This is a genomic window from Streptomyces sp. NPDC111606 (assembly GCF_055656945.1).
Genome location: NZ_JBVKBY010000005.1, coordinates 564406 through 577867 on the forward strand (window position 1 = coordinate 564406; position 13462 = coordinate 577867).

Here is a 13462-nt window from a genome sequence, read left to right on the forward strand (position 1 = left end):
ATGAAGGTTATGAACGCGGCTTGATGACCCACGTCATGCGGTCGCGGCTCCAGGAAGCGGGAAAGCGCCCACCCTCCGCCGCGGCCCGGCCGATCTCGGGTCGGTGGGCCTGATCGACGGTGACTGTGGACTCTGTGTGCCGGGCGCGCCACAGAACCTGGGTTCGTGCTCGGCGGGCCGGTCGTTCTGATCATTCACGGGGGCGGCTTCGCCCCCGGCCGCATCCCCATCCAGCGAATATCGCTGCACGCCCCCTTGGCTCCGTGCACCTCATGCCCAACACTGAGCCGATGACGCAGCGTGTGGAGCTCGCCACCCTGAGGGACCGGCTGGCAGTCGACGGAATGGTCACCGAGTACGCGGTGGCCGTGGACGACGGGGACTGGGAGGCGTACCGGAGGCTGTTCACACCGGATGGACGCGCGGACTACCGGTCGGCGGGCGGGATCGAGGGGGATGCCGGGAGCGTCGCCACGTGGCTCGCGGAGAGCCTGGGGCTGTTCTCGATGCGGCAGCACCTGATCGTCAACCGCAGGGTGCGCTTCGGGATCCTGGACCAGGACATCGGCGACGTGGCCAGGGTGCAGGCCGACTACATCAATCCGATGCGGTTCGCCGCGACCGGCGAAGGCTCCTCTGCCCCCGACTTCGTGTGCGGCGGCCGCTACGCCTTCGGGTTGCTGCGCACGGATGACGGCTGGCGGCTGCACGAGGTGGTCGTACAGGAGAAGTGGCGCCGGCTGCCCGACCGGACCGCGCCGGCCGTCACCACCTGACGTGATCAGCGGGCATGGTCACCGGGCGTGATCACCTGAGCGGACGCCCACTGTCCCACTGTCAGTGCCTGGCCGCACACTGGAAGGACCACGGGGTAGGAGGCGATGCATGAAGACGATCAACCACTGGCTCACCTCCCCGTGGCGGCGTTCGATCACCGCCGTTCTGGTCGGCGCACTGCCCGTGCTGGCCTTCCCGGAGCCGTCGTGGTGGTGGTTCGCGTACGTCGCGCTGGTGCCGTGGATCGCGATGCTGCGCTCCGCCCCGACCGGACGGCGGGCGCTGCAGGACGGCTGGTGGGGCGGCTTCGGCTTCATGCTGGCGATGCACCACTGGCTGCTGCCGAATCTGCATGTCTTCACGTTCGTCATCGCCGCCCTGCTGGGCGCGCTGTGGGCCCCCTGGGGCTGGCTGGTGCGCCGCTTCCTGGCCGCGCGGCCGTCCCCGGGGCGGGTCGCCGCGGCCCTCGTCGTGCTGCCGTCCGGCTGGCTGCTGATCGAGCTCGTCCGCTCCTGGCAGGGGCTCGGCGGGCCGTGGGGCGTGCTGGGCTCCAGTCAGTGGGAGGTGGAACCCGCGCTGCGGGTCGCCTCGGTGGGCGGCGTGTGGCTGATCAGCTTCCTGATCGTGGCCGTCAATGTCGCGGTCGCCGTGCTGGTGGTGCTGCGCAGGTGCCGGATCCCCGCGCTCGCCGGGCTGCTCGCCACGGGTGTCGCCGCCTCGGCCGCCTGGGTGTGGTCGCCGCGCCCGGACGTCGAGGACGGGGTCCGGATAGCCGTGGTGCAGCCGGGCGTCATCCAGGGCGCGAACAAGCCGGACCGGCGTTTCGACCGGGAGGAGCAACTCACCCGCGAGCTGGCCGGCCAGGGCGTGGACCTGGTCGTCTGGGGCGAGAGCAGCGTCGGCTACGACCTCGACGACCGCCCCGACTTCGCGCGCCGGCTCGCGGCACTTTCCCGCGAGACGGGCGCGAACATCCTGGTCAACGTGGACGCGCAGCGCTCCGACCGGCCCGGCATCTACAAGAGCTCGATCCTCGTCGGCCCGGACGGCCCGACCGGCGCCCGCTACGACAAGATGCGGCTGGTGCCCTTCGGGGAGTACATACCGCTGCGCTCGATGCTGGGCTGGGCCACCTCCGTCGGCAAGGCTGCCGCCGAGGACCGCCGGCGCGGCACCGAGCAGGTCGTGATGGACGCCGGGCACGGACTGCGCATCGGCCCGATGGTCTGCTTCGAGTCCGCGTTCTCCGACATGAGCCGCAATCTCGTCGACCGCGGCGCCGAAGTGCTGATCGCCCAGTCGGCGACCTCGACGTTCCAGCAGAGCTGGGCCCCGGAGCAGCACGCCTCGCTCGCCGCACTGCGCGCCGCAGAGACCGGCCGGCCGATGGTGCACGCGACGCTGACCGGCGTCTCCGCCGTGTACGGCCCCAGCGGGCAGCGCGTGGGTTCCTGGCTGGGGACGAGCGAGAGCACCAGTACGGTCTACGAGGTTCCGTTGGCCGGCGGTGTCACACCGTACGTCCGCTTCGGCGACTGGCCGCTGCAGGCGGCGCTGCTGATCATGGCAGCGTGGGCCGCGACCGAGGGCGTTCGGACCCTGCGGCCCCGGTTCAGGCGCCCTGCTCCTGAACCGCGCGTACGACCCGCTCGCACAGCTCATGGGTCGCCAGCGCGTCCCGGGCGCTGAGCACCTTTCCCGCACGCACGGCGTCGAGGAAGGCGAGCACCACCTGCTCGATGCCGCGCTGCCGGGCCACCGGCACCCAGTCGCCGCGCCGCCGCACGGTCGGCTGGCCCTTGTGGTCGACGACCTCGGCGAGGTTGAGCACCTGACGCTTGGTGTCCTGCCCGGACACCTCGAGGATCTCCTCGGCCGAGCCGCTGAGCCGGTTCATCACGCCGAGCGCGGTGAAGCCGTCCCCGGAGAGCTGCAGCACGACATGGTGCAGCAGCCCGCTCTCGACGCGGGCGCGCACGGTCACGTCGTCGACCGGGCCGGGGGCGAGGAAGCGGAGCGTGTCCACGACGTGGATGAAGTCGTCCAGGATCATCGAGCGCGGCTCTTCCGGCAGCCCGATCCGGTTCTTCTGCATCAGGATCAGCTCGCGCGGATGGTCGGCGCACTGCGCGTATCCGGGGGCGTAGCGCCGGTTGAAGCCGACGACGAGGCTCACGTTCCGCCGCTCGGCGAGCGCCACCAGCCGTTCGGAGTCGGCGAGTTGATAGGCGAGCGGCTTGTCGACGTAGGTCGGCACCCCCGCCTCCAGCAACCGGGTCACGATCTCCGGATGCACGACGGTGGGCGCGTGCACGAACGCGGCGTCGAGGCCCTGGGCGAGGAGCGAGTCGAGGTCCGTGTGCCGCCGCTCAGCCGGCAGATGGAGGCCGTCCGCGACCCGGGCGAGCGTCGCGGGCGTACGGGTCTGCAGGTGCAGTTCGACCCCGGGCTGCACACCCAGCACCGGCAGGTAGGCCTTCTGCGCGATGTCACCGAGTCCGATGCAGCCGACCTTCACGGGGTGTTCTCCTCAACTGTTTGTCTGCCGGGGTCTGCCTGGAAGCATACGGCTGCTGCGGCGGCCCCCAGTCGGCGATCGCCTCGAAGCTCCGCAGGAACAGCGCGGGCGCGACCTTGGACAGGCCCGCGAGCGCGGTGTTCCGTACGGCGATCGCGGCGCGGCCGGTCATCAGGTTGAGCCGGGCGACCTGGACGGCCTGGCGGGCGAGCGCGGTAGTACGCGGGAGGCGGGCTGCCGTGTAGGCGGCGAGGTCGCCGCAGTGGTGGGCGAGGACCACGGCGTCCTCGATGGCCTGGTTGCCGCCCTGCCCGAGCATCGGCGGCATGGCGTGCGCGGCGTCCCCGACCAGGGCGACCCGCCCGCGGTGGTAGGCGGGCAGTGCCTCGGCGATGTGGTGGACGTCGTGGCGCAGGACGTCCTCGGGGCGGGCGGCGGCGAGGATCGCGGGGATCGGGTCGTGCCAGTCGCCGTAGCGGCGCAGCAGTTCGGCCTTCTCGTCGTCGGGAGCGCGCCCTGCGGCGGGCGTGATCGCGGCGGCGTAGGCGTAGACGCGGCCGTCCTTGAGCGGGTGCGAGCCCCAGATGCGGCCCCGGCCCCAGGACTCGTGCGAGGCGAACTGCGCGCCGGGCACCGGGACCACGACCCGCCATGTGGTGAAACCGGAGTAGACGGTGCCGGGATGGTCCGGGAAGAGCACGGGGCGGACGCCGGACCGGATGCCGTCGGCGGCCACCACGAGGTCGGCCTCCATCTCGTCGTCCGAGGTCGCCACGCGCGCCGGACGGTGGACGTCGCCGGGGTCGGTCACGGTCGCGGCGACCCCGGGGCGGACGGCTCCGGACGGGAGGAGCGCGGCGAGACTGTTGATGAGGGTGGCCCGGTGGAGGAGGACGAGGGGGCCGCCGAAGCGTGCGGCGACTGCGTCGGCGTCGGTGCGGGAGAGCCAGCGTCCCGACGGTGTGCGCACTCCCCCGTCGCCCTGCCAGGCGGCCAGGTCGCGGATCTCGTCGCCGAGGCCGAGGACGTCCAGCGCGCGCAGGGAGTTGGGAGCGAGGGAGATGGCCGCACCGACCGGCTCCAGGGACGGGGCCCGCTCCAGCACGGTGACGTCCCAGCCGCTTTGGTGCAGCGCGGCGGCCGCTGTCAGGCCTCCGATGCCGCCGCCGATCACGACGGCCCGCTTGGACTGTGCCATGGCTCCTCCTGCGTGACTACAGATGTAGTGCCCCGGTGCGTCGACTGTACTACAGCTGTAGTGCGATGCACTACAGACGTAGTGCGAGAGGTAGGTTGATCTCCATGTCCGAGCACACCCCACGCGCCGCGCGCTCCGATCTCGTCGCCGACACCGCCCTCGCACTGCTCGCCGAGCGCGGGATGCGCGGGCTGACGCACCGGGCGGTCGACGAGACGGCCGGGCTTCCCCAGGGCTCGACGTCCAATCTGGCGCGTACCCGGCAGGCGCTCCTGGAACTGGCGGTGCGCAGGCTCGCCGACCGCGAGGCGCGGGTACTGGCGCTGGAGGAGCTGCCCGACCCGCGCGGAGGCCTCGACTCTCTGGTCGACGGCCTGGCCCTGGCGACGCACCGCGCCCTGACCCGCAACCGCGAACTGACGCTGGCCCGCTACGAACTGGCCCTGGAGGCCACGCGCCGCCCCGAGCTGCGCGCCTACTTCGACGCGACCGGCGCCCGCTTCCGTGACCAGCTCACCACCCTGGTGAGCGCAATGGGGTCGACGGACCCGGCCCGGCATGTGCTGTCACTGGTCGCCTGGGCGGACGGGCTGATGTTCAGCTGCGTCGCCGGGTCCTTCGGCTCGCAGGCGCCGGGTCTGGCGGAGGTGCGGGCGAGCCTGCGCGAACTACTCGACGGGATGTTCGGGCGGTGAGCCGCCTGACCGTGATAACTCCTGGTCAAACGGATCGAGTTGAGAAACGATGCGGGCATGACCATCGAACGCCATGAGCCCGACACCACCGCCGACGAACGCACCATGCTGGAGGGCTGGCTGGACTACCACCGGCAGACCCTCGCCTGGAAGTGCGAAGGCCTGACCGACGCCCAGCTCAGGACCGCCTCCGTGGAGCCGTCCGAGCTGACCCTGATGGGGCTGGTGCGGCACATGGCGGAGGTGGAGCGGTTCTGGTTCCACGAGATCCTCCTGGACGAGGACCTCGGGGTGCTCTACTGCGGCGAGGACGACCCGGACGGCGACTTCCACTTCACCGACGCCGACACCTGGGACGAGGCGCACACGACTTGGCAGACGGAGATCGAAAACGCCCGCCGCAATGCGGCCGCCTTCGGTCTGGACGACATCTCCAAGGGCAGGAGCCGGAGGGGCGAGCCCTTCAATCTGCGCTGGATCATCACCCACATGATCGAGGAGTACGCCCGCCACAACGGCCACGCCGACCTGCTCCGCGAGCGCGTCGACGGCGCCACCGGCGACTGACGTCAGCGGCGGCGGGAGCGGGCCGCCCTTACGGGGTCAGAGATCACCCGTAGGAAGCAAGGTTCGCTCGTCCACTGTCCCAACGGCCGCCGGACCCAGCAGAGTTGCGCGGGTGCATCGAACGACGACCACCGCAACGCTCCTGGTCACCATGGCCGTCTCGGCCCTCTCCGGCTGTACGACGGTCGAGCGCCCGCCGACGTCTGACGCGCCGACGGCACCGTCCCGGCCGTCGGCGCCGCGCCCGAGCGGACACAGGGACCCCGAGATCGTGCAGGCACCGGCCCGCGAAGCCCTGGCGTTCATCGGCCCGTCCCGCCGCCCGACCTCCACGTCGTCCGCCGCGCACTCCGCGTCGCCCGTCTCCCCGCCCACGGCGCACACACCACCGGCCCCTGACTCGCACCCCCACCCCCGCCCCGCGCACCAGGAGCCCCGCCGCCCGGCTCCCAAGGTTCCGAAGGTGCCACCGGTCAAGATCCCCAAGGTGCCGGATTCGACCCGCCCGGCGGTCCCGAAGAACACGAACGTCTGTGCGCTGGGCAAGCAGTACGGCGGCTGGCGGGCCGACAGCCCGGAGTCGAGGATCTGCGAGCAGACGTACGGCCATTGAGCGGCGGGTGAGCGGAGGCGGGTGAGCGGACATCCGCCGCCCGCCTTGGTGCTACCGGCCCCCGGGCCTCCCCCTGCTGCACCGCTACGGCGTCCCCTCTCCCGTTCTGCCGCTACGGCCCCTCCCCCAGCCGCACCTCCAGCCGCCTGATCTCCGCCCGCACCCCGTCCCCGTACCTGTCGTCCGCCAACGCCCCCGCCGCTCCCCGTGCCCGGCGCAGATGGACGCGGGCGGCCTCGGCGCGGTCGAGCTTCACATAGTCGGCGGCCAGGTTCAGGTGCAGCGAGGGATACAGCGCCCGGACGGCCGGCGCGTCACGGCCGTCGCCTGCACCGGCACCGGCCCCCTCGGCCTCGGTCAACGCCCGCAGATCCCATGCCAGTTCGTCCGAAGGGTCGTCCTGTGTGTCGGCCAGGTAGTGCGCCAGGGTGCAGCGGTGCAGCGGGTCGCCGTCCTCGCCGAGCTCCGTCCACAGGTCCAGCAGCCGGCGCCGGGCCTCTTCGCGGTCCCCCGCGTGATGCAGCATGACGACCTGCCCGATCCGCGTCAGCACGGCATCGGGCGCCGTACGCTCCTGTCGCTCCGCCACCGCGTCCTCCGGACCCTCGTCGGCTGATCCCTCGACGCTAACGGCCCCCACCGGCAAACCCGGTCAGGCCGCTCCGTACGGCACCGGGCCGGTCCGGGGCGGGACCGGCCCGGCCGCGGCTCAGCCCAGGTCGGGGATGCGCCAGTCGATGGGGTCGTGCCCCTGCCGGGCCACCGCTTCATCGATCTGCGTGAACGGGCGGGAGCCGAAGAACTTCTTCGCGGACAGCGGCGAGGGATGCGCGCCCTTGACGACCACGTGCCGCGTCTCGTCGATGAGCGGGAGCTTCTTCTGCGCGTAGTTGCCCCACAGCACGAACACCGCGGGGTCGGGCCGGTGGGCCACGGCCCGGATCACCGCGTCGGTGAACTTCTCCCAGCCCTTGCCCTTGTGCGAGTTGGCCTCGCCGCCGCGGACCGTCAGCACCGCGTTGAGCAGCAGGACGCCCTGCTGGGCCCAGGGCATCAGATAGCCGTTGTCGGGGACGGGGAGGCCGAGCTCCTCCTTCATCTCCTTGTAGATGTTGCGCAGCGACGGCGGCGTCTTCACGCCGGGGCGCACCGAGAAGCACAGACCGTGGCCCTGGCCCTCGCCGTGGTAGGGGTCCTGGCCGAGGATCAGGACCTTCACCTGCTCGTACGGCGTCGCGTCCAGCGCGGCGAAGACCTCGTCGCGCGGCGGGTGGACGGGACCCTTCGCCCGCTCCTCCTCGACGAACTCGGTCAGCTCCTTGAAGTAGGGCTGCTGAAGCTCGTCGCCCAGAACCCCGCGCCAGGACTCGGGCAGCATGGCGATGTCGGTCACGTCAACTTCCTCCGGTGTGCGCTCACTTCAGGGTCGCACCATGTGCGCCCCGCGGACGGCCGCGCCGGAGCGCGGCCCCCTTCCGAGCACAGAACCTACAGGCGCCCACTGACAATCGCGCTACCAGCTGGTCTTCCGGGACAGCGTCCACATCGTCATCATCGTCGCGGGGTCGATGGACTGCTCCGCGCCGGAGATCTCCTCGCTCGCGGCCACGAACTGCTTGCCCTGCCACAGCGGCAGAAGTCGCGCGTCCTCCACGACGATCTGCTGGGCCTCCTCGAACTCCTTGGCCACGGCGCCGCGGTCGCTCTTGCGGCGCGACTCGGGCAGCAGCGTCTCGGTGATCTTGGGCGCCAGGTAGGGAGTGCCGAGTGCGTTCTCCTGGCCCACGAAGGGCGCGACGAAGTTGTCGGCGTCGGCGAAGTCAGGGAACCAGCCACGCCCGAACACCGGGTATTCACCGTTCTGGTAGCCCTGCACGTACGTCTTCCAGGGGCGGCTCTTGAGGGTGACGGTGAACAGTCCGGACTCCTCCAGCTGCCGCTTCAGCTCCTCGAACGCGGGCTTGGTCTGCGAGCCGTAACGGTCGCTGGTGTACCAGAGCTGGAGCGGGACCGGATCGGTGATGCCTGCCTCGGTGAGGATCTTCTTGGCCTTGTCGGGGTTGGGGTTCCCGAAGCTGTCGAAGAAGCTCGTGGTGTGGCCGACCAGACCCCGGGGGATCATGGAGTACAGCGGTTCGACGGTGTCCTTGTAGATCTTGTGGGCGAGCAGCGGTCGGTCGATGACCTGGGCGATCGCCTTGCGGACCTCGGGCCTCTTGGCCCATGGGTCCTTGGGGTTGAACACCAGGTAACTGATCTCGGTCGTGGAGTTCTCGACGAGCTGGAGCCCCTCGTCCTTGCCCTTCACCTGGATGTCCACGGTTTCGGAGGCGGGCAGTCCGCGGTAGATGACGTCGATCTGCTTGTCCTTCAGGGCGTCGACCATGTCGGACGACTGCTTGAAGTAGCGGATGGTGACGCCGTTGTTCTTGCGGTCCGCGATTCCCTTGTAGTTGTCGTTGCTGACGAGCTCGGCCCGCTCGCCGTCCTGGTAGGAGGAGAGGCTGTACGGCCCCGAGCCACCGATCTTTCCGTCCTCGCGGAGCTTGTCCGCGGTGTACTCGTCGGGGTTCACGATGGACATCGCGGGCGTGGACAGTACGAACGGGAAGGTGGCGTCGGGCTCGTTGAGGTGGAAGACGACCTCGCGGTCGCCCTTCACCTGGACCCGGGAGAGGCTCCCCAGCAGTCCCACAGGGCCGCCGTTGACCTTGATCTTCTTGATCCGGTCGATGGAGTACTTGACGGCCTGAGCGTCCAGGTCCCGTCCGTCGGAGAACTTCAGACCCTCGCGCAGCGTGCAGCTGTAGACCGTGGTCGAGGTGTCCGTGAACCTGCAGCTCTCGGCAGCGTCGGGCTCGGGCTCGGGCGCGCCGGGGCTGTAGTTCAACAGGGTCTGGAAGACATTGCGGAACAGCTCCCAGGAACTGTCCCAGGCGGCCGCCGGATCCAGCGTGCTCGGGGCACTGGTGGTCCCCACAACAATCGGACTCTCACTTTCGGACGAGTCCGAGGAGAAGACACCACAACCGGCGACCATGCCTATGGCCGTGACCGCCGCCAGCTGGCGGAGGTATCTGTCCCGCTTGAACACGCGCACCATCCTCGATCGGGCATATCACAAGGGTGGCCAGACCATACCGCAGTGTTCGGCCGCTTGGACCTCCGCCCTGGCAAGCCCTTGATCAGCGGGTATGTCAGTGGCAGGAAACCACGGCGCTCTCCCTGTTCACGCCCCCACGAGGTGGGCGCCCGCGCGTTCGTCGACCTCGCCGCGCAGGCGCCCACCGCCGGCGTCAGCTGACGCCGGCGTTGAGGAAGATGCCGCCGTCGACGACCAGCGTCTGCCCGGTGACCCAGTCGGACTGGTCCGAGGTGAGGAACGCGGCGGCGCCACCGATGTCGGAGGGCACGCCGAGCCGGCCCAGCGGGTAGGCCGCGGCGGCCTCCGCCTCCCGGCCCTCGTACAGGGCCTGCGCGAACTTGGTCTTCACCACGGCCGGGGCGATCGCATTGACCCGCACCTTGGGCGCGAACTCGTGCGCCAGCTGCTGGGTCAGGTTGATCAGCGCGGCCTTGCTGACGCCGTAGGCCGCGATGAACGGCGAAGGCGCGATGCCCGCCACGGAGGCGATGTTGACGATCGCGCCGCCGTTGTCCTTCTGCCAGGCGTGCCAGGTCTTCTGCGCGAAGCCGAGCGCCGAGATCACGTTGGTCTCGAAGACCTTGCGTGCGACTCCCAGGTCGAGGTCGGCGATCGGCCCGAACACCGGGTTCGTGCCGGCGTTGTTGATCAGGTGATCGACGCGTCCGAAGGCCTCCATGGTGCGCTCGACGGCGACGGCCTGGTGGGCCTCGTCGTGCGCCTTGCCGGCCACGTAGATGGCGCGGTCGGCGCCGAGCTGCTCGACGGCCTCCTTGAGGGCGTCCTCGTTGCGGCCGGTGATGCACACGCGGTCGCCGCGCGCGACGAGCGCCTCGGCGACGCCGTAGCCGATGCCTCGGCTGGCGCCCGTGATGAGGGCGACCTTGCCGGAGAGTTCAGGCAGTTCAGTCATGTCCGTGTCTTCCCAGTCCCTAGTCGAGCGGTCCGCCGGCGACGTACAGCACCTGGCCGGAGACGAATCCGGCCGCCTCGCCCGTGAAGAAGGCGATGGCGTTGGCGATGTCGTCCGGCTCGCCGACCCGCGCGACCGGGATCTGGGTGGCGGCGGCGGCCTTGAAGTCCTCGAAGCCCATGCCGACGCGGTCGGCGGTGGCCTTGGTCATCTCGGTGGCGATGAAGCCGGGGGCGACGGAGTTGGCGGTGACGCCGAACTTGCCGAGCTCCTTGGCGAGGGTCTTGGTGAAGCCCTGGAGACCGGCCTTGGCCGCCGAGTAGTTGACCTGGCCGCGGTTGCCGAGCGCGGAGGACGAGGAGAGGTTGACGATCCGGCCGAAGCCCGCGTCGACCATGTGCTTCTGGCAGGCCTTGGACATCAGGAAGGCGCCGCGCAGGTGCACGTTCATGACGGTGTCCCAGTCGGCGACGCTCATCTTGAACAGCAGGTTGTCGCGGAGCACACCCGCGTTGTTGACCAGGATCGTCGGAGCGCCGAGCTCCTCGGCGATCCGCGCGACGGCCGCCTCGACCTGTGCCTCGTCGGAGACGTCGCAGCCGACCGCGATGGCCTTGCCGCCGGCCGCGGTGATCTTCTCCACGGTGTCCTTACAGGCGGCCTCGTCGAGGTCGATCACGGCGACCGCGCGGCCCTCTGCGGCCAGTCGTACGGCGGTGGCGGCACCGATGCCACGCGCTCCGCCGGTAACCACGGCGACCCGCTGCTCAGTGGTGGACATTGCTGGTTCTCCTCGCCCTCGAGATGCGGCTCGTGCGGCGCGCCCGATGGTGAGCGACCGCTTAGTACCTTCAGCAGACGTGACGCTAGAAGCCCTGGCACCCGGTGTCAACGGCCGACCGGCTGCGTGTGATCGATTCCCCGTACGACCGGCGCGAACCGGGCGTACCCAGCCATGGTCCCCGCTCGGCCGTGTCCCGCCGTGCACACCCGAACGGCCTACGGCTGCGAGCCGCCGAGCGCAAGGGCACCTAGCGTCGAAGCGCGAAGTCATCGATGGCCGGAAAGGAGGCGCTCCATGCGCCGTCGCACCGGTGCCGTCGGCACGCTGTTCGTGATCGCCGCGATTGTGCCGTTCGCCGAACCCGCTCACGCACAGGAACTGGACTGCCGCAGTTTCACCTACCAGGAGGACGCGCAGGCTCTCTTCGACTCGGACCGCAACGATCCTCATCGGCTCGACGAGGATGAGGGACGGAACGACGGGATCGCCTGTGAGACGCTGCCCCGCCGCGGTGGCAACGGGGACCGCGGCGGCAACGGGGACGACGGGGGCCTCACCTCGTCCACGACGCGCCCCAGGAACCGCCCCTCGGCGCCCGTGACGCCCGAGACTCCAGCCGCGGCCATCACTCCTGCCACACCGGCCACCTCGGCCGCTCCTGTCCCGCCTGCGACTCCTCGTGCCACCGCCACACCTGCCGCTCCTCGTGCCACCGCCACCCCGACCCGCGGCACGCGAGGCGGGGTCGGCGGCGCCACGACGTCCGGCCCCGGTGGCTGGGACATCGCTGTCGGCCTGGCCTTCGTCACGGGCTCCGCGCTCGCCGCCGGCTACGTGCTGAAGCGGCGCAGGGGCTGACGCCGGGCGCGCGTGCGGTGCCGACCCGGGGGCGGTCACCGCACCAGCAGGTCCAGCAGTCGCTCCGTCTCGGCCGCCGGATCGGCGGTCAGCCCCGTGTGTACGGGTCCGGGCTGCACGACCGTCGAGCGGGGCGCGATCAGCCAGCGAAAGCGTCGCCCCGGGTCGTCGCCCGCGGCCTGCCCCGCCGCGTCGTCGCCCGCGCAGACGCCCTCGACGGCACGCAGTGCGGCCCGCACCCCGGCGACGTCGGCATCGGGGTCCAGCGCGCGCAGCCTGGTCTCGTCCAGGTGGGTCCGGGCAGCGACGTAGGACTTCGCCCGGCAGTACACGAGCACTCCGGCGTTGATGCACTCGCCGCGCTCGACGCGGGGTACGACGCGCAGGACGGCGTACTCGAAGACGTCGCGGTCGCCGCCCTGGCCCGGCTTGATGAAGTGGCGGTCGCTCACTTGGTCCCCTCGATTCCGTTGACGCGCTCGTGGACGACGGCTGCCCGTGCCAGCAACGGGCGCGCGTAGGCCCGCCTGAGGTCGTCCGCGGTGTCGAAGCCGGGCTCGGCGGCAAGCCAGGCGTCCGGGATCTCGGCGGTCACCTCGGTCAGCAAATCCTCGGTGACCAGCGGCGCCAACTCGGCGGCGGCTGCCCGCACGTCGGGGGCGAAGCGGGCGAGGGCGTGGTCGGAGGCGTCGTACGGGCGCTCCGCCGAGGCCTGTGCGCCGGGCCAGTTGTGCTGCCAGATCATGGTCGCGCCGTGGTCGATGAGCCACAGTTCGCCCTGCCACATCAGCAGGTTGGGGTTGCGCCAGGACCGGTCCACGTTGTTGACGAGGGCGTCGAACCAGACGACTCGGCCGGCGTCCTCGGAGCTCACCTCGAAGGCGAGGGGGTCGAAGCCGAGCGCGCCGGAGAGGAAGTCCATGCCGAGATTGGTGCCGCCGCTGGACCTGAGCAACTCCTGTACCTGCTGGTCGGGTTCGCCGAGCCCGAGCACCGTGTCGAGCTCCACCGTCACCAGCCGGGGCACCCGGAAGCCCAGCCTGCGGGCGAGTTCACCGCAGACGACCTCCGCGATGAGCGTCTTGCGGCCCTGTCCGGCGCCGGTGAACTTCATGACGTACGTCCCGAAGTCGTCGGCCTCGACGAGTCCCGGCAGCGAGCCGCCCTCACGCAGCGGCGTGATGTAGCGGGTCGCGATGACTTCCTTGAGCATCGCCCCAGGTTACTGGCGCGGGGACGGCGTCCGGGGGCGGCCCGTGGGTGTGGTGCGCCGCCGCGTCGACAGCAAACCGACAGCCCCCGACAGGGAACCGACAGCTCCGCTTTACCCACGCCCAGTCGGGACCGGGTCAGGATTTCGACAGCGTCTGAACAGCCGGTCCGAATGGACCGTA

15 protein-coding genes and 1 pseudogene are annotated in these 13462 nt (G+C 70.7%); 6 read left to right on the forward strand and 10 right to left on the reverse strand.

All coding sequences use genetic code 11. The annotated features are described in order from the left end of the window. Window positions 1-16: 16 nt before the first annotated feature. Window positions 17-198 (reverse strand): annotated as a pseudogene (locus ACZ7M7_RS21270) (DUF4291 family protein); the annotation flags it as partial. A gap of 92 nt (window positions 199-290) precedes the next feature. On the opposite strand from ACZ7M7_RS21270, the gene ACZ7M7_RS21275 reads away from it, so the two are divergent. Continuing rightward, window positions 291-776 carry a nuclear transport factor 2 family protein gene (locus ACZ7M7_RS21275; RefSeq protein WP_383629302.1) on the forward strand — a complete coding sequence of 162 codons (486 nt, stop codon included), beginning with the start codon at window positions 291-293 and terminating at the stop codon, window positions 774-776. Window positions 777-885: 109 nt separating this feature from the next. Beyond that, a complete protein-coding gene (lnt, locus tag ACZ7M7_RS21280; protein ID WP_451165731.1) occupies window positions 886-2466 on the forward strand; it encodes an apolipoprotein N-acyltransferase in 1581 nt (526 codons plus the stop codon). Here the strand turns inward: lnt and ACZ7M7_RS21285 are convergent. Next, window positions 2390-3295, reverse strand: a complete 906-nt coding sequence (locus ACZ7M7_RS21285) for a Gfo/Idh/MocA family protein (protein WP_472119116.1) — start codon at window positions 3293-3295, stop codon at window positions 2390-2392. The genes lnt and ACZ7M7_RS21285 overlap by 77 nt on opposite strands. Then, the gene (locus tag ACZ7M7_RS21290; RefSeq protein ID WP_472119119.1) at window positions 3267-4493 is read right to left on the reverse strand and encodes an FAD-dependent monooxygenase; all 1227 of its coding nucleotides are present in this window, start codon (window positions 4491-4493) and stop codon (window positions 3267-3269) included. The genes ACZ7M7_RS21285 and ACZ7M7_RS21290 overlap by 29 nt, the downstream gene beginning before the upstream one ends. A 104-nt stretch (window positions 4494-4597) precedes the next feature. On the opposite strand from ACZ7M7_RS21290, the gene ACZ7M7_RS21295 reads away from it, so the two are divergent. The 3 genes from ACZ7M7_RS21295 to ACZ7M7_RS21305 all read left to right on the forward strand — a co-directional run bounded on the left by ACZ7M7_RS21295 (window position 4598) and on the right by ACZ7M7_RS21305 (window position 6368). Continuing rightward, window positions 4598-5188 (forward strand): TetR/AcrR family transcriptional regulator, encoded by a 591-nt coding sequence (locus ACZ7M7_RS21295; RefSeq protein ID WP_383599555.1) that lies wholly within the window; start codon window positions 4598-4600, stop codon window positions 5186-5188. Between the two features lie 57 nt (window positions 5189-5245). Continuing rightward, a complete protein-coding gene (locus ACZ7M7_RS21300; RefSeq protein WP_472119122.1) occupies window positions 5246-5755 on the forward strand; it encodes a DinB family protein in 510 nt (169 codons plus the stop codon). Between the two features lie 112 nt (window positions 5756-5867). Beyond that, window positions 5868-6368 (forward strand): hypothetical protein, encoded by a 501-nt coding sequence (locus ACZ7M7_RS21305; protein WP_472119126.1) that lies wholly within the window; start codon window positions 5868-5870, stop codon window positions 6366-6368. A 112-nt stretch (window positions 6369-6480) separates the two neighbouring features. Here the strand turns inward: ACZ7M7_RS21305 and ACZ7M7_RS21310 are convergent, their stop codons facing one another. The 5 genes from ACZ7M7_RS21310 to fabG all read right to left on the reverse strand — a co-directional run bounded on the left by ACZ7M7_RS21310 (window position 6481) and on the right by fabG (window position 11207). Continuing rightward, on the reverse strand, window positions 6481-6957 hold the full coding sequence (locus tag ACZ7M7_RS21310) for a hypothetical protein (RefSeq protein WP_383599564.1): 477 nt from the start codon (window positions 6955-6957) through the stop codon (window positions 6481-6483). 120 nt (window positions 6958-7077) lie between these two features. Next, complete coding sequence (gene ung, locus ACZ7M7_RS21315) at window positions 7078-7761, reverse strand: uracil-DNA glycosylase (RefSeq protein WP_383599566.1); 684 nt, start codon at window positions 7759-7761, stop codon at window positions 7078-7080. Between the two features lie 120 nt (window positions 7762-7881). Further along, window positions 7882-9462, reverse strand: coding sequence for an ABC transporter substrate-binding protein (locus tag ACZ7M7_RS21320; RefSeq protein WP_472119129.1), 1581 nt, complete (start codon window positions 9460-9462; stop codon window positions 7882-7884). Window positions 9463-9664: 202 nt separating this feature from the next. Next, window positions 9665-10426, reverse strand: a complete 762-nt coding sequence (locus tag ACZ7M7_RS21325; RefSeq protein WP_383599571.1) for an SDR family oxidoreductase — start codon at window positions 10424-10426, stop codon at window positions 9665-9667. A 19-nt stretch (window positions 10427-10445) separates the two neighbouring features. Further along, window positions 10446-11207: a 3-oxoacyl-ACP reductase FabG gene (gene fabG, locus ACZ7M7_RS21330; protein WP_328429133.1), complete on the reverse strand. Its 762-nt coding sequence runs from the start codon at window positions 11205-11207 to the stop codon at window positions 10446-10448. A gap of 297 nt (window positions 11208-11504) precedes the next feature. Here fabG and ACZ7M7_RS21335 point away from each other — a divergent pair, with 297 nt between their 5' ends. Beyond that, complete coding sequence (locus ACZ7M7_RS21335) at window positions 11505-12068, forward strand: excalibur calcium-binding protein (RefSeq protein WP_472119132.1); 564 nt, start codon at window positions 11505-11507, stop codon at window positions 12066-12068. A gap of 35 nt (window positions 12069-12103) precedes the next feature. Here ACZ7M7_RS21335 and ACZ7M7_RS21340 read toward each other — a convergent pair whose 3' ends face one another. Continuing rightward, on the reverse strand, window positions 12104-12520 hold the full coding sequence (locus ACZ7M7_RS21340; protein WP_472119134.1) for a DUF3037 domain-containing protein: 417 nt from the start codon (window positions 12518-12520) through the stop codon (window positions 12104-12106). Then, window positions 12517-13281, reverse strand: a complete 765-nt coding sequence (locus ACZ7M7_RS21345) for a HipA family kinase (protein WP_451165715.1) — start codon at window positions 13279-13281, stop codon at window positions 12517-12519. Before ACZ7M7_RS21345 ends, ACZ7M7_RS21340 begins: the two co-directional genes overlap by 4 nt. Window positions 13282-13462: the final 181 nt, after the last annotated feature.